Origin of the sequence: Stenotrophomonas sp. 2619, from assembly GCF_040548725.1 — a bacterium.
GTDB classification, from domain to species: Bacteria; Pseudomonadota; Gammaproteobacteria; order Xanthomonadales; family Xanthomonadaceae; genus Stenotrophomonas; species Stenotrophomonas maltophilia_AP.
The window spans coordinates 98,888-113,401 of record NZ_JBEPSF010000003.1; the positions used below are offsets into that span (position 1 = coordinate 98,888).

At 68.7% G+C, this 14,514-nt stretch carries 16 protein-coding genes; all 16 read right to left on the bottom strand.

The annotated features are described in order from the left end of the window. Positions 1-2: 2 nt before the first annotated feature. The 16 genes from fliO to ABIA71_RS04845 all read right to left on the bottom strand — a co-directional run bounded on the left by fliO (position 3) and on the right by ABIA71_RS04845 (position 14,478). The gene (gene fliO / locus ABIA71_RS04770) at positions 3-419 is read right to left on the bottom strand and encodes a flagellar biosynthetic protein FliO (RefSeq protein WP_481500816.1); all 417 of its coding nucleotides are present in this window, start codon (positions 417-419) and stop codon (positions 3-5) included. Next, positions 419-754: a flagellar motor switch protein FliN gene (gene fliN, locus ABIA71_RS04775; protein ID WP_128097107.1), complete on the bottom strand. Its 336-nt coding sequence runs from the start codon at positions 752-754 to the stop codon at positions 419-421. The genes fliO and fliN overlap by 1 nt, the downstream gene beginning before the upstream one ends. Next, positions 751-1,758 carry a flagellar motor switch protein FliM gene (gene fliM / locus ABIA71_RS04780; RefSeq protein ID WP_038688480.1) on the bottom strand — a complete coding sequence of 336 codons (1,008 nt, stop codon included), beginning with the start codon at positions 1,756-1,758 and terminating at the stop codon, positions 751-753. The genes fliN and fliM overlap by 4 nt, the downstream gene beginning before the upstream one ends. 9 nt (positions 1,759-1,767) lie before the next feature. Further along, a complete protein-coding gene (locus tag ABIA71_RS04785; protein WP_354283559.1) occupies positions 1,768-2,301 on the bottom strand; it encodes a flagellar basal body-associated FliL family protein in 534 nt (177 codons plus the stop codon). 492 nt (positions 2,302-2,793) lie between these two features. Next, positions 2,794-3,945, bottom strand: a complete 1,152-nt coding sequence (locus ABIA71_RS04790; protein WP_354283561.1) for a flagellar hook-length control protein FliK — start codon at positions 3,943-3,945, stop codon at positions 2,794-2,796. Next, positions 3,945-4,403: a flagellar export protein FliJ gene (gene fliJ / locus ABIA71_RS04795; protein WP_038688476.1), complete on the bottom strand. Its 459-nt coding sequence runs from the start codon at positions 4,401-4,403 to the stop codon at positions 3,945-3,947. The genes ABIA71_RS04790 and fliJ overlap by 1 nt, the downstream gene beginning before the upstream one ends. A 3-nt stretch (positions 4,404-4,406) precedes the next feature. Further along, positions 4,407-5,789, bottom strand: a complete 1,383-nt coding sequence (locus ABIA71_RS04800) for a FliI/YscN family ATPase (RefSeq protein ID WP_354283563.1) — start codon at positions 5,787-5,789, stop codon at positions 4,407-4,409. Continuing rightward, a complete protein-coding gene (locus tag ABIA71_RS04805; protein ID WP_502960977.1) occupies positions 5,786-6,424 on the bottom strand; it encodes a FliH/SctL family protein in 639 nt (212 codons plus the stop codon). Before ABIA71_RS04805 ends, ABIA71_RS04800 begins: the two co-directional genes overlap by 4 nt. Next, positions 6,421-7,407, bottom strand: a complete 987-nt coding sequence (gene fliG / locus ABIA71_RS04810; RefSeq protein ID WP_038692227.1) for a flagellar motor switch protein FliG — start codon at positions 7,405-7,407, stop codon at positions 6,421-6,423. Before fliG ends, ABIA71_RS04805 begins: the two co-directional genes overlap by 4 nt. A gap of 16 nt (positions 7,408-7,423) precedes the next feature. Then, on the bottom strand, positions 7,424-9,067 hold the full coding sequence (gene fliF, locus ABIA71_RS04815) for a flagellar basal-body MS-ring/collar protein FliF (RefSeq protein WP_128095591.1): 1,644 nt from the start codon (positions 9,065-9,067) through the stop codon (positions 7,424-7,426). Between the two features lie 12 nt (positions 9,068-9,079). After that, positions 9,080-9,442 (bottom strand): flagellar hook-basal body complex protein FliE, encoded by a 363-nt coding sequence (gene fliE / locus ABIA71_RS04820; RefSeq protein ID WP_354283565.1) that lies wholly within the window; start codon positions 9,440-9,442, stop codon positions 9,080-9,082. Between the two features lie 397 nt (positions 9,443-9,839). Continuing rightward, positions 9,840-10,076, bottom strand: a complete 237-nt coding sequence (locus ABIA71_RS04825) for a hypothetical protein (RefSeq protein WP_354283567.1) — start codon at positions 10,074-10,076, stop codon at positions 9,840-9,842. 218 nt (positions 10,077-10,294) lie between these two features. Further along, the gene (locus tag ABIA71_RS04830; protein ID WP_354283569.1) at positions 10,295-11,785 is read right to left on the bottom strand and encodes a sigma-54 dependent transcriptional regulator; all 1,491 of its coding nucleotides are present in this window, start codon (positions 11,783-11,785) and stop codon (positions 10,295-10,297) included. Beyond that, the gene (locus ABIA71_RS04835; RefSeq protein WP_038692225.1) at positions 11,782-12,159 is read right to left on the bottom strand and encodes a response regulator; all 378 of its coding nucleotides are present in this window, start codon (positions 12,157-12,159) and stop codon (positions 11,782-11,784) included. The genes ABIA71_RS04830 and ABIA71_RS04835 overlap by 4 nt, the downstream gene beginning before the upstream one ends. 14 nt (positions 12,160-12,173) lie before the next feature. After that, positions 12,174-13,583, bottom strand: coding sequence for an RNA polymerase factor sigma-54 (gene rpoN / locus ABIA71_RS04840; RefSeq protein WP_354283571.1), 1,410 nt, complete (start codon positions 13,581-13,583; stop codon positions 12,174-12,176). Positions 13,584-13,845: 262 nt separating this feature from the next. Next, the gene (locus tag ABIA71_RS04845; RefSeq protein WP_038688461.1) at positions 13,846-14,478 is read right to left on the bottom strand and encodes a response regulator; all 633 of its coding nucleotides are present in this window, start codon (positions 14,476-14,478) and stop codon (positions 13,846-13,848) included. Between the last annotated feature and the right edge of the window lie 36 nt (positions 14,479-14,514).

A 14,514-nucleotide genomic window follows, 5' to 3' on the forward strand; every position in this document is an offset into this window, starting at 1 on the left:
GATCAGGGTTCCTTGCGCAGCCGCTGTTGCAGCAGCTGGGCGAAATTCGGGAGGTTCTTGAGATTCGGCAGGTTCTTCAGGTCCGGCAGGCGCGCCGGGGCCGGCGTCGGCAGCGGTTCGGGCAGGTGGTGCAGGGTGTTGATGCCGCCGGCGGTGACGCCCAGCAGCAGCTGCTCACCGTTGACCTCCACCACCACCACGCGTTCCTTGGCGCCGACGTTGAGGCTGGCCACCACGCGCATGCCTTCGGCCGGGCGGAAGCCGCTGCCGGGCATGCGCTTGAGCAACCAGCCCAGGCCGACGATCAACGCCAGCACCGCCAGCAGCGCCAACACCGCACCGAACATGCTCGGTGCGGCGGCCGCGTGCTGGCCGACCTTGGCCGCCGGGGTGCCGGCGGCGATGAGCAGCGATGCGATCAACGCAGTCTCCGGATCCGTTCGCTGGGGCTGACCACGTCGGTCAGGCGCACGCCGAAACGATCGTTGATGACCACCACTTCGCCATGGGCGATCAGGGTGCCGTTGACGAACACGTCCAGCGATTCGCCGGCACCGCGTTCCAGTTCCACCACCGAGCCCTGGTTGAGCTGCAGCAGGTTGCGGATCGGCAGGCGCGCGCGGCCCACTTCCAGCGACAGCGTCACCGGCACGTCGAGGATGACATCCAGGTTCAGTTCGGGCCCCAGGCTTTCATCGGACTGCAGCGTGGTGAACTGTGCCGGTGCCGGTTCGTTGGTTTCGATATCGTTCATTGCGGGTCTTCCTGGATAACGGGGACGCGTGGGCGGGTGCCCGGGGGATGGGTGGCGATGATCTTCACCGCGTTGCTGCCATTGGCGACGCCGAACTCGCCGGTGAACACCGGAATGTTCTCCACGCACACCGGCACCTGCGGCTGCAGGTCGATCGGCAGGATGTCGCCGACCTTCAGCCCGGTCAGTTCGCGCAGCGTCATGCGCTTGCTGGCCAGCACGCTGGACAGGGTGACTTCGGCGATGTTGAGCTGTTCGCGCAGCATCACGCCCCAGCTGGCATCGCGGTCGTTGCGGTCGCTCTGGATGCCGGCATCGAGCAGTTCGCGGATCGGCTCGAGCATCGAGTAGGGCAGGGTGACGTGGATGTCACCGCCACCGCCATCGAGCTCGACGTGCAGGCGGCAGACCACCACGTACTCGCGCGGGGTCACGATGTTGGCGAAGTGCGGGTTGATCTCGGAGTTGATGTACTCCAGCTCCACGTCCATCACCGGTGCCCACGCTTCCTGCAGGTCGGCGAAGGTCTGCTTGAGCAGCAGGTGGATCACGCGCATTTCGGTGGCGGTGAACTCGCGGCCTTCGATGCGGGTGGGGTAGCGCCCGTCACCGCCGAAGAAGTTGTCCACGATCGCGAACACCAGCGTCGGCTCGAACACGATCAGCCCGGTGCCGCGCAGCGGCTTGAAGCGGATCAGGTTGAGGTTGGTAGGCACGTACAGCGAGTGCATGTAGTCGTTGAACTTGATCAGCTCGATGCCGCGCACCGACAGCTCGGCCGAGCGGCGGATCAGGTTGAACAGGCCGATCCGCCACAGGCGCGCGAAGCGTTCGTTGACCATCTCCAGGGTCGGCATGCGCCCACGGATGATGCGGTCCTGGCTGGCAAAGTCGTAGCTGCGCGCTTCGCCGGGGGTAGCCGCGTCCACATCGGTTTCGACCGCACCCGAATCCACGCCGTGCAACAGCGCATCGATCTCGTCCTGGGAAAGCAGGTCATTCATGGTGTGCCCTTACTGGGTGACGAAGCTGGTGAACAGCAGTTCGTCGGCGCCCTTGGAGCCGGTTTCGGCCTTGAGCAGCTTCTGCACTTCGGCCAGCGAGTCGGCCTGCAGGCGTTCCTTGCCGGCGCGGTCGGCGATCTGGGTCGGCTCGACCTGCGAGAACAGCATCAGCAACTTGGCGCGGATGGCCGGGGCGTGCAGCTTGATCGCCTCCAGCGCGGCCGGGTCGCGGGTCATCAACTGCACTTCGACCTGCAGGTAGCGCGGGCCGTCGAAGCTGCTGTTGAGGTTGACCACGAACGGCGGCTCCAGCCCGAAGTACTGCGCCGGTGCCGGCATGGCCTTGCTGGTGGCCGGCTTGGCGGCCTTGCTGTCGTGCTGGGACGAGGTGGCGAAATACCACGCACCACCACCGGCGGCGCCGGCGGCGAGCACGGCCACCAGGGCGGTGATCAACAACGGACTACGCGGCTTGGCGGCCTTGTCCTTGTCGGCGGATTTCTTGGTTTTGTCGGCGGCTGCGGCCACGAGGGGAAGCTCCATTGGATTGCTTCCTGGCTACATGCAAAGGCCGTGCCTGAATGCCGGGGCAGGCCGGCGTCGGGTTTCTGGCGCCCGTGGCGCCCCGGTAATGCCGGCCGCTGTCCGGCTCCACGCAAACCCGTGACCCAGGTAGTGCCGGCCGCTGTCCGGCTCCACGCACACCCGTGACCCAGGTAGTGCCGGCCGCTGGCCGGCTCCACGCACACCCGTGACCCAGGTAGTGCCGGCCGCTGGCCGGCTCCACGCAAACCCATGACCGCAGGTAGTGCCGGCCGCTGGCCGGCTCCACGCACACCCGTGATGCCTTCGGTAGAGCCGACCGTTGGTCGGCTTCACGCATACCCGTGATCCCCCCGGTAGAGCCGGCCGTTGGCCGGCTTCACGTGCACCCGTGATTTCCTGAGGAGCCGGCCAGCGGCCGGCACTACCCGGTGGGTGCCGTGTTTACGGCCCGGTGGGTGCCGTGTTTACGGCTAGACGGCGCGCATGCGCCTACGCGTACGCGTCAACCAACCCGCGCTGGCGCATCAGCTGCGCGGGCGAGACGGTGATATCGGCCAGCGTCGGTTCGCCATCGCCGCCGGTCGCGCCGGCCTGGCCATTGCCGTCCTGGCCGCCCTGCGCGGTGTGCTGCTGGCCCACATCGGCGTTGCCGAGCTGGAAGCCCTGCTCGCCGAGCATTTCGCGCAGGCGGGGCAGGCTGGTTTCCAGCGCGTGGCGGACCTCGGCATGGGCGCTGCTGAAGCTGGCGTGCACCTTGTCGCCGTCAATCTGCAGGCGCACCTCGATCTGGCCCAGGTCATGCGGGGTCACCCGGATCACCGCATGGCCGATCTTCTGGTCGGCCAACCAGCCAATGCGCGCGCTCATGGCGTCGCCGAAGTCATCGGCGCCCACGTCCGGGGTGGCGGTCGGGCTGCCGGTGAACGCGGCCGTGACCGCGCCGGTCTTGAGCTCGGCCGCGGCGTGCAGCGCATGCAGCAGCGGGGTGGCCGGGGCATCGGCGGTGTCGGCGCCGGCCAGCGCGTCGGTGACGGCCTTGAGCAGCGCCGGGTCGTCGGCCACCGTGGCATCGGCGGGCAGCACCAATGCGGCGGCCGGTTCGCTGGCGGTAGCGGCAGCCGCTGCGGCGGCCGGCAACGGCACCGCTGGGGCAGGCAGCGGGGCGGCCGTGGCCAGCAGCAGGTCGGCATCGGCCGCCGCCGGGGCGGTCGGTTGCAGCGCGGCGGGCACCTGGGGCGGGAGGCCGGCCAGGGCCAGCCCGGCCAGGCCGAGCGGGGGCCACGGCGCGGGCTCGGTGTCGTCCGCCCCATCCTGTGCCGCCGGTTTGGCGGTGGCGCTGCCTTCGGTGGCGCCTGCGTCGGCCGTAGCCTCGGTGGACGCATCGCTGCCCGTGCGCTTGGGCGCATCGGCAGTGGCGGGGGTGTTCGGTTCGGTGCCGGATTTGTCGGGCGCGTCCGGCTTGCCTGCGTTGCCGGCCTTGCCGGCGGGGCGCGCGGGCGCCTTGGCGGTGCTGGAGGCGTCGCCGTTGAGCAGCGCGTCAAAGTCCCGGCGGGTATCGCCGGTCTGCGTGTCGCTGCGCGCGGGCGTACCGGTGGCCTTGGAGGCACCGGTGGACGCGGTACCCTGGAGGGCGGGGGGCATCACGGCGTGCCTCCGGTGTCGGTGTCTTCGCGCTGCGCCTGGCGGCTGCGGCGTGCGCCGAGGTCGTCCATCTCGCGCTGGTCGCGGCGGTCGGTGACCACCTTCTCCTGCGCGCGGTAGCTGGCGGCCAGCTGTTCCAGCACCGCCTTGTCGCGGCTGGCCAGGATCAGGCGCGCGCGTTCGGCCTCGACCTTTTCGCGGTTGTGGTCCACGGTCTGGCGCTGCTGTGCCACGGCACTGTCCAGGCGGTCCAGGAACGCGCGCCGGTTGAGCAGCTGGGCCGGGCTGGTGGCCGCCATCTGCGCATTGGCGTACTCGTCGGCGTAACGGCGCAGCTCGTCCAGGCGCGACAGGTGGGTGTCGAGCGTGCGCTGGCGTTCGGCCAGGTCACGGGCGACCTCGTCTTCGTGGTCCTGGGCTCGCTTGAGCAGGGGATCGAAACGCTTGGACTGGATCATGGCTTAGCTCTCAGGTTCCACCAGGCGCTTGAGTGCGGCCTGGCTGTGCGGCAGGTCGGCGGCCTTGCCGACGTCCTGGCCGAGGAATTCGGCGATGTCCGACCAGCGCTCCAGCGCTTCGTCGGTGGCCGGATCGTTGCCGCGCTGGTAGGCGCCGATGGCGATCAGGTCGCGGTTGGACGAGTACGCCGAGACCAGCCGCTTGAGTTTGCGGATGCGCAGGCGCCACGGTTCGTCGGCAATTTCAGTGACCACGCGGCTGACCGACGATTCGACGTCGATGGCCGGGTACAGGCCGCTGTCGGCGACCCGGCGCGACAGCAGGATGTGGCCATCGAGAATCGCGCGGGCGGCGTCGGCGATGGGATCCTGCGGATCGTCGCCCTCGGTGAGCACGGTGTAGAAGGCGGTGATCGACCCCCGGCCCTTGGCCCCGTTGCCGGCGCGTTCCACCAGCGCCGGCAGCTTGGCGAACACCGACGGCGGGTAGCCGCGGGTGGTGGGCGGCTCGCCCACCGACAGGCCGATCTCACGCTGGGCCTGCGCGAAGCGGGTCAGCGAGTCCATCAGCAGCAGCACGTTCAGGCCCTGGTCGCGGAACCATTCGGCAATGGCGGTGGCGCGGTAGGCACCGTGCAGGCGGGCCAGCGGCGGGCGGTCGGCCGGGCTGGCCACCACCACGGCGCGGCGCAGGCCTTCTTCGCCGAGGGTGCTTTCAACGAAGTCGCGCACTTCGCGGCCACGTTCACCGATCAGGCCCACCACGATCACGTCGGCGGCGGTGTAGCGGGTCATCATGCCGAGCAGGGTGGATTTACCCACGCCCGAGCCGGCGAACAGGCCGACACGCTGGCCACGGCCGATCGGCAGCAGCGCGTTGATCGCGCGCACACCCACGTCCAGCGGCTGGGTGATCGGTTCGCGGGCCAGCGGATTGATCGACACCCCGGCCATGCTCACGGTGCCTTCGGCGCGGATCGGGCCTTTGCCGTCCAGCGGCACGCCATCGCTGTCGATGACCCGGCCAAGCAGGCCTTCGCCCACTTCCACGCCGCCGCGGCCCAGTACCGGCACCACCCGCGCGTTCGGCAGCAGGCCGTGCAGTTCGGCGCTGGGCATCAGGTAGGTGCGTTCGCCGGCAAAGCCGACCACTTCGGCATCCACCCAGCCGCCGTCGGCGACTTCCACCTTGCAGCTGGCGCCCATCGGCGATTCGCAGCCCACCGCTTCCAGGGTGAGCCCGACCGCGCGGCGCAGCACGCCTTCGCGGATCAGGCCACGGCCGTGGTTGCCGTCGGGCTGGATGCTGTCCAGGCGCGCGGCCAGGCGCAGGTTGCGCGCGGGCGCCCACTCGGCGGCCGGGACGGGCAGGGGGGCGGTGTTCATGCACTGGCTCCGGATTTGCGCAGCACCGCATCCAGCGCACCGCGCAGGCGGGCCTCCAGGGTGCCGTCGATGCGCACCGCTTCGGCGTGCACGCGCAGGTCGCCGCGGCTCAGGCTGACGTCGGGGGTGAGGCGCTGGGTGGGCGACAGCTGCAGCAGCGGGGTGAGCGCGGCGATGTCGTCCGGGTGCAGGCGCACTTCCACCTCGCGGTTGGCGCCGCCGACCGCGTCGACGGCCTCGCCCACCAGTTGCGCGAGCAGCGCCGGGTCGGCCTGGTACGCACGCCCGACCAGGGTGCCGGCGATGCGCACCGCCAGCTCGCCGAGCGCGGCCACCACTTCATTCTCCAGCCGCACCAGCGGCCGGCTGAAGTTGTCCAGGATGCCTTCGATCTGCGCGACCAGGCGGCGCACTTCGGCCTGGCCCTGGGCGTGGCCGTCGGCATGGCCGCGGTCGAAGCCGTCTTTCTCGGCGGCGTCCTGGATCTGCTGGATTTCCTCCAGCGTGGGCAGCTGCAGCAGCGGTTCCGGTTCGTGCTCCGGGTCCGGTTCGGTGAGTTCGAAACTCTCCTCCACCGGTGCCGGTTCGGGCACCGCCAGCAGGTCCGGGGCAAGCCAGCGCACGGCGTTGTTCACAGCATCGCCTCCGCGTTGCCACCAATGGTGACGGTGCCTTCATCGGCCATGCGCTTGACGATGGCCAGGATCTCGCGCTGCGCCACTTCCACGTCGGACAGGCGCACCGGACCGCGTGCCTCCATGTCTTCGAGCAGGATCTCGGCGGCGCGCTGGGACATGTTGCGGGTGATCTTGTCGCGCACCTTGATGTCCGCGCCGCGCAGGGCCAGGCCCAGGCGTTCGCCGCTGACTTCGCGCAGCACCAGCTGCAGTTCGCGGTCGTCCAGGTCCACCAGGTCGTCGAACACGAACATCAGGTCCTGGATGCGCCCGCTCAGCGGGGCGTCGATGCGGGCGATCTCGCCCAGGATCGCCTGGTCCTGGCCGCTGTCCATGAAGTTCAGGATGTTGGCCGCGCACTGCACGCCGCCGATGTTGGACGACTTCAGGTTCTGGTTGCCGGCGAACTGGCGCTCCATGATTTCGTTGAGCTCGTTCAGCGCGTTCGGCGGAATGCCGTCCAGGGTGGCGATGCGCAGCAGTACGTCCACCCGGGTACGCTCGGGCAGCAGCTTGAGCGCGTCGGCGGCCTGGTCGGTTTCCAGGTGGGCCATCACGATGGCGATGATCTGCGGGTGTTCGTTGCGGACCAGGTCGGCCACCGCACGCGGGTCCATCCACTTCAGCGCGTCCAGGCCGGTGGTGTTGCGGCCGAGCAGGATGCGGTCGATCAGGTTGCCGGCCTTCTCGCTGCCCAGCGCCTGCACCAGCATGTTGCGGATGTAGTCGTCCGAGCCCACGCCCAGCGAGGTCTTGGAGCCCAGTTCGGAACTGAACTGGTCCATCACCCCTTCAACCTGGGCACGGGTGATGTCGGTCATGGTGGCCATGGCGATGCCGATCTTCTGCACCTCCTTGGGCTCCATGTGGCGCAGCACTTCGGCCGCGTCCAGTTCACCCAGCGACAGCAGCAGCACGGCGGCGCGTTGTACGCCGCTCAGCGGCGCAGTGGTGGCGTCAGTCATTGGCCACCCACCCCTTGACCACCTGGGCCACACGCTTGGAATCGGTCTTTACAGCTTCACGCGCCATGCGCAGTCGTTCCTCGTAGGAGTCCACCGGCAGCGCCAGGGTTTCATGTCCGGCCGCGTTCAGGCGTTCGCTGCCCAGCGCGGGCAGGCCTTCGCCATCGTCGACCAGCTGTACGTCGGCACTATGCGGTTCCAGTGCCTCGTCGCTGTCTTTCTTGTTCTGGCCGGTGATCGAGCGCAGCGCCGGGCGCAGTACGCCGAACACCAGCGCCAGCACCACGATCGCGCCGAGCAGCAGCCTCAGGGCGTCCTGCACCTGCGGCAGTTCCCACCACTTGGGGCCTTCGACCGGAGCGACTTCACGCACGAACGGGGCATTCATCACCGACACGGTGTCGCCACGTTCGGCATCGAAGCCGACCGCCTGCTTGACCAGGGCTTCAACCCGGGTCAGTTCGGCCGCCGACAGGGCCTGCTCGGTGGTCTTGCCGTTAGCGCCGGCACGCGGCACGTTGTCCACCAGCACCGCCACCGACACGCGCTTGATGCGCCCAGCCGGCTGGCGGGTGTGCTGCAGCGTGCGGTCCAGCTCGTAGTTGCGGGTAGCGTTCTTCGAGGTTTCGGTCGGCGCGGCGGCGGTGGCCGGCGCGGCGGCCGGGCCGGGCGGCGTATTGCTGGCCGCACCGGGCACGCCCTGCGGGCCGGGCACGTTGCTGCTGTTCTCGCTCATCTGCTCGCTGCGCAGCTTCTGCGGCTCGCCGTTGTACAGCTCACGGGCTTCTTCGATGACCGAGAAGTCCATGTCCACGCTGGTTTCCGGATTGACCCGGCCCGGGCCGGTCATCGGTTCCAGCAGTTCGCGGATGCGCTGGTTGAACGAGGTTTCCTGGCGCCGCACCTGTTCGAACTGCGCGGCATTCATCGCCGCATCGCTGTTGGGGTCGGAGACGCTGAGCATGCGCCCGCTCTGGTCCACCACGGTGACGCGTTCGGGGGTCAGGTCGGGAATGCTGGCGGCCACCATGTGCACGATGGCATCGATCTGGCCGCGTTCCAGCTGCTGGCCACCGCGCAGTTCCAGCACCACCGAGGCACTGGCCACGTCACGCTGGCGGGTGAAGGCGCTGGGCTTGGGAATGGCCAGGTGCACGCGCGAATCGCGCACCGGGCGCAGCGTGTTGATGGTGCGCGACAGCTCGGTTTCCAGTGAATGCTGGTAGCGGGCGTTTTCCATGAACTGGCTGACGCCGAAGCCCGGATCGCGTTCCATCAGCTCGAAGCCGAGCCTGCCGCTGTCGGTCAGGCCCGAGCCGGCCAGCTTCAGGCGGGCGTCGTGCAGGTTCTTTTCCGGCACGGTGATGCCACCGGTGGCCGGATCCAGTTCAAACGGAATCTGCGCAGCACGCAGCAGGTCGGTGGCTTCGGCGGTGGCCTTCTGGTCCAGGCCGGTGTACAGCGGCACCATGCCCGGCTTCTGCGACCAGAAGAACACGAACAGACCTGCCGCCACGGCCACGGCGATCATCGCCATCAGTCCGAGCCGACGGGTGATCTGCAGGCTTTGCAGCCGGTCGAACCACTGGCCCGCCTTTTCGGCGTTCAGGGATTCCTTGGAGAGCGACAGGGCCATGCGTTTCTATCCTTACAGCGGCATGTTCATCACGTCCTGGTAAGCCTGGACGAGACGGTTACGGACTTCCACGGTGGCGCGGAAGGCGATCTGGGACTGCTGCGAGGCGACCATCACCTTGGCAAGGTCGGCACCGGCTTCACCCAGTTCGAAGGCCTTGGCCAGGGCGCCGGATTTCTGCTGGGCATCGTTGACGCCGGCAATGGCGCCACGCAGGGTTTCGGTGAAGCTCGGACCCTGCACTTCCTGGGGGGAAACAAGGCCCTGAATGGCATTGTTCTTCGGCGCCTCCGTCAGCGGGCTGACGGCGGACTGCCCCATCTGGGTCTGGAAGGAGCGGATCTGGGAAAGGACGGAGGTGACGGAGTGCGACATCTGGAACGTTCCGAAGCTGGGATGGGGTTTCGAGTGAATACGTTGCAAGTGGCGTGCCGAAACCGTTTATCGGTTCAGTTTTGTTGGTCGCACAAGGGTTTGCGTGTTCACGGGGTGACGGCGGGCGAGGCGGCCGGTGGGGCCGCGCGACGGAATGTTGCTGCGGCGGTGTGACGCGGCGGGCGTGCCGGAACGTCGGCGTCGGAAAACCGGCGGGGTGTTGTGCAGCCACCTGTGGGGTGGCTCTACCGTCGTGCAGCCATGCAGCCACCCATGGGGTGGCTCTACCGGTGGGGGTCCGGGTTGTGCAGCCACCCATGGGGTGGCTCTACCGTTGTCGTGCGGTCGCCCATGGGGCGGTATCGGGGTAGAGCCACCCCATGGGTGGCTGCGCTTGTCAGGGCGTCAGCGTCCAGCGGCCGCTGTTCTGGCGGCGGGCCGGGGCGATCGGGCCGGCGTGCTGGGTGAAGACGAACATGCCTTCGTTGTCGGTGAGGCAGGTGAGCAGCAGGGTGTATGCGGCGGTACCGCCCGGGAAGGCTTCGCGCATCCGGATCTCACCGAGGTGCGGGGCATGGCGCTGGTAGCGGTAGCTACCCTGTACGTGGACCGGGGTGCCGAGGATGTCGAGCACGCCAGGGCGGTGGCGGGCAGCAGGCCCAGGCTGAGCAGCAGGGGGAACAGGCGCATCGGATGACCTCCAGCGGGATGTGTCTTCGATGCTAGTCAGCGCCTGGCGCGTGTCTGTAGGAAAACGTGCAATCGCAGGGCAGGCCAATGCCGGGTCGGAGCCCCACAACGACAAAGCCCGGGACAGGCCCGGGCTTCTGCGTCGTTCCAGAGGTGGTCGAATCAACCGGCCAGTTGCTCCTGGTCGCGCTCGATACCGTATTTGCGCAGCTTTTCCACCAGGGTTGTGCGGCGCAGGCCAAGCAGCTGGGCGGCGTGGGCGACCACGCCCTGGGTGCGTTCCAGGGCTTCGTTGATCAGGTTCAACTCGATGTTGGCCATGTGGTTGCGCAGGTCCAGGCCGGCGTCGGGCAGGGCCGGGGCGCGGGCGGCCGGGCCGCCGTCCACCGCGGCACCGTTGCCCGGGGTCGGCACGTGGAAGGAAAAGCTGCGCAGGTCCAGGCGCTCGTCGCTCACCGGTGCCGGGGCCACCACCGGCGCCGGGACGCTGACGCTGAAATCGCCGCGATAGCGCGCCGGCAGGTCCTGCACGCGCACGGTGCCGCCGGGGTGCAGCACGGCAAGGCGCTCGACCAGGTTGGTCAGCTCGCGCACGTTGCCGGGCCACTCGTAGCTGGCCAGGGCCTGCAAGGCCTCGGCGCTGAAGCGCACTTCGCCACGGCCGGTGCGTGCCAGCTGCGCAGCGATGGTGGTCACCAGCGCCGGCAGGTCTTCGCTGCGCTCGCGCAGCGCCGGCACGTCGATGGGGAACACGTTGAGCCGGTAGAACAGATCCTCGCGGAACTTGCCGTCGGCGATGCGCGATTCCAGGTCACGGTGGGTGGCCGCGATTACCCGCACGTTGCAGCGGATGGTCTGGTTGCCGCCCACGCGTTCGAAGCTGCGCTCCTGCAGCACGCGCAGCAGCTTGACCTGCATCGGCAGGCTCATGTCGCCGATTTCATCCAGCAGCAGGGTGCCGCCCTCGGCCATTTCAAACCGGCCCTTGCGCGCGCTCAGTGCACCGGTGAAGGCGCCCTTTTCGTGACCGAACAGCTCGCTTTCCAGCAGCTCGGCGGGGATCGCGCCGCAGTTGATCGCCACGAACGGGCCGTCACGGCGCGGCGAGCGCTGGTGGATCGAGCGCGACACCACTTCCTTGCCGGTGCCCGATTCGCCCAGCACCAGCACGGTGGTGTCGAACGCGGCGACCTGCTCGATCATCTGGCGCAGTGCGCTGACCGCCGCACCTTCGCCGGTGGGACCCTGTTCCTGCACGGCACCGGCCTGGTGCTCGGCGTCCAGCCGCTTCAGGCTGGCACGGCGCAGCAGGGCTTCCATCTGGGCGTGGCGCAACGGCGCTTCCAGCGGCCATACGTTGGCTTCATGAAGGCCATGCTGCTGGGCGAAGCGCGGGGCGTCGCCGTCGATCAGCATCACCGGCGGCGGCAAGGCGCCCTGGCCGGCCCAGGCGAACAACGCATCGCTGCGCGCGCCGGCTTCCAGGCCGCCGATGATCACGGCCATCCAGTCGGTGGAGCGCTGGCGGGTGATGTCGAAGTCGGCCGCGTCGGCCACCCAGCGCGGGTTGAAGTCCATGAATTCAAGCAGGGCGACGGTGCGCTCGGCACGCACCGCGTCGCTGTCCAGTACCAGGATGCGCGACTCACTCATGACCCATTCCCCTTCAGACCTTCCAGGATCGGCATGACCTCCTGGATGTAGGACAGCTTGCTGACGAAGTTGTCGGCACCGGCACGCAGGGCGTGCTCGCGGTGCTCGACGTCGTCGAAGTGGCTGGCGATGACGATGTACGGGGCGTCGTCCTGCGACTTGATCAGGCGGGTGGCCTGCAGGCCGCCCATCTCGGGCATCGCCAAGTCCATCAGCACCACTTGCGGGCGCAGCGTTTCCGAGCGTTCGATGGCTTCCAGGCCGTTGGCGGCGCTGCCGATCACGTCCAGCCAGTCGACCTTGCGGAAGTGGCGCATGGCGGCGTTGATGAAGCCCTCGTGGTCGTCGACCAGCAGGACGGTGAGCTTGTTCATGTCTTCCATTTCCTTCAGCCCACCCGGGCCAGTTGCGGGGTCCTGGCATTGCTCCGGCGGCGTTCACGGGCCGGGGCGATGTCCAGTTGTTCGCGGTATTTTGCAACGGTACGGCGGGCGATGTTCACCCCCTGGCGCGACAGCAGGCCGGCGATGGCTTCGTCGGCCAGCGGGCGGCCGGCCGGTTCGGCGTCGATCAGGCGGCGCACCATGGCCTTGACGGCCTGGCCGGAAACGCTGGCGCCTTCCAGCCGCACCGCGAAGAAGTGCTTCAGTTCCAGGGTGCCGCGCGGGGTCTGCAGGTACTTGCCGGTGGTGATGCGCGACACGGTCGACTCGTGCATGCCGATCGCATCAGCCACTTCCTTCAAGGTCAGCGGCGCCATGGCCTCTTCGCCGCGGGTAAGGAAGCCGGCCTGGCGTTCGATGATGACCCGGGTGGTGCGCAGCAGGGTGTCATAGCGCATCGACAGGCCGCGGGTCAGCCAACGCGCTTCCTGCAGCATGTCGCGCAGCGGCTGGGCCGCCTCGCCGGCATCGGCCAGCGCATGCTCGTAGCTGGGGTTGATGCTCAGGCGGCGGCTGGTGGCCGGGTTCAGCGCCACGCGCCACTGGTTGTCGGCGTGCCAGGCGATGACGTCGGGGATGACCACGCCGTTGTCGTCCGGGCGCAGGCTGTCGCCCGGGCGCGGCTGCAGCGACAGGATCAGCCGGACCGCTTCATGGATGTCGGCCACTTCGGCGTCGAGCTGGCGGGCCAGGGCGATGTAGTCGTGCGCGGCGAGGCTTTCCAGCCCGTCGTCCAGAACGCGCTGGGCCAGGTGGCGGGCCGGGACGCGGCCGGGCAGGGCGCGCAGCTGCACGCTCAGGCATTCGTGCAGGTCGCGGGCGGCCAGGCCGGCCGGGTCGCCGTGCAGGATCTGCTGACGCACGGCTTCCACGCCGGCCGCGTCCACGTCGTGATGGGCGCTGGCCAGCAGCTGCAGCTGGGCCAGCGGCGCGTCCAGGTAGCCGGCGTCATCGCAGTGCTCCAGCCAGAAGCCGGCAACCGCCAGTTCGCGTGCATCCAGTTCCAGGCTCAGGCGCTGCAGGGCACGCAGGTGCGGGTCGCTGGACTCGTCGGCGGCAATGCGCTGCATGCGGTCGTCGTCGCCGTCCTGCCAGCTGGCGCCGGGAACATCCCACATCGCACTTTCGGGCAGCTCGTCGAACGCGGCCACTTCCTGCACGGTGGTGGTGTCGCTGGTCTCGGCGGCGGGCGCTTCTGGCGCATCCTCGATCTCCAGCAGCGGGTTGGTCTCCAGGGCGCGGCGGATCTCCAGCTCCAGCTGCATGCCATCCAGCTGCAGCAGCCGGATCGACTGCAGCAGTTGCGGCGTGAGGTGGAGCTGCTGACCCAGCTGGGTCGACATCGTCGGCTTCATGTGTGTTCCCCATCGCGCCGACTCCCCGGCGCGTTATGGAACACATCTTGCTTGTGTTATCCCGACACCGTAATCAGGGGGTTCCCTAGTGCTGTCGTCAGGTTCCTGACAGTGAGTCAGGAAAATCCCTACATCAGCGCGGGAAATTGACGCCTCTTGCGGCTGGAACCCTTGTATCTGGTCGCCCGGGTGGCCTGGCGCCGTTCAAAATCCCGTCACCACGCCGCCTGAAGGCTTCAGGCTGCCGGAGAACCGGCGCGGTTCACTCCAGTTCGTGCTGGTGGCGCGCGGCAAGCAGCAGCAGATCATTGGCGCGGCGGCAGCCCAGCGACTCCATCATGCGCGCGCGGTGGGTTTCCACCGTCTTGACGCTGATGCCGAGGTCGGCGGCGATTTCCTTGTTGCTTTCGCCGCGGCCGATCTGGCGCAGGATCTCGCGCTGGCGGGGCGACAGCGCCGCCACCCCCACCGGTTTTTCCTTGCCCAGCATCGGCGCCAGCATCTTGGCCGAGATCTGCGGGCTCAGGAACACCTGGCCGGCATGGGCGGCCAGCAGCGCCAGTTCCAGCTCCTGCGGGGCCGCGTCCTTGACCACGAAGCCGACCGCGCCGCGATCCAGCGCATCGCGCACGTGCACCGCGTCGTCGTGCATGGTCATCATCACCACCCGGGTACCGGGGGCGCGCAGCAGGATGTCGCTCAGGGCTTCCAGGCCGGTACGGCCCGGCAGCGACAGGTCCATCAGGATGACGTCGGGGCTGTGCTGGATGGCCATCTGCAGCGCCTGTTCGGCATTGCTGGCATCGGCGACCACCTCGACATTGGCAAAGCCCTGGAGCAGGCGGCTGAGGCCGGCGCGGACCAGGGTGTGATCGTCGACGATGAGAACGCGCACAGGCAGGCTTGGGGGGATGTGAAGAAGACGGCCACA

Bases quoted from the DNA above. Each gene is read 5' to 3' on its own strand.
- ABIA71_RS04785 (WP_354283559.1), bottom strand. From the start codon at position 2,301: ATGGAGCTTCCCCTCGTGGCCGCAGCCGCCGACAAAACCAAGAAATCC.
- fliE (WP_354283565.1), bottom strand. From the start codon at position 9,442: ATGTCGCACTCCGTCACCTCCGTCCTTTCCCAGATCCGCTCCTTCCAG.
- ABIA71_RS04830 (WP_354283569.1), bottom strand. From the start codon at position 11,785: ATGAGTGAGTCGCGCATCCTGGTACTGGACAGCGACGCGGTGCGTGCC.
- ABIA71_RS04835 (WP_038692225.1), bottom strand. From the start codon at position 12,159: ATGAACAAGCTCACCGTCCTGCTGGTCGACGACCACGAGGGCTTCATC.
- fliJ (WP_038688476.1), bottom strand. From the start codon at position 4,403: ATGATCCAGTCCAAGCGTTTCGATCCCCTGCTCAAGCGAGCCCAGGAC.
- fliF (WP_128095591.1), bottom strand. From the start codon at position 9,067: ATGGCCCTGTCGCTCTCCAAGGAATCCCTGAACGCCGAAAAGGCGGGC.
- ABIA71_RS04790 (WP_354283561.1), bottom strand. From the start codon at position 3,945: ATGCCCCCCGCCCTCCAGGGTACCGCGTCCACCGGTGCCTCCAAGGCC.
- ABIA71_RS04800 (WP_354283563.1), bottom strand. From the start codon at position 5,789: ATGAACACCGCCCCCCTGCCCGTCCCGGCCGCCGAGTGGGCGCCCGCG.
- fliM (WP_038688480.1), bottom strand. From the start codon at position 1,758: ATGAATGACCTGCTTTCCCAGGACGAGATCGATGCGCTGTTGCACGGC.
- fliN (WP_128097107.1), bottom strand. From the start codon at position 754: ATGAACGATATCGAAACCAACGAACCGGCACCGGCACAGTTCACCACG.
- rpoN (WP_354283571.1), bottom strand. From the start codon at position 13,583: ATGAAGCCGACGATGTCGACCCAGCTGGGTCAGCAGCTCCACCTCACG.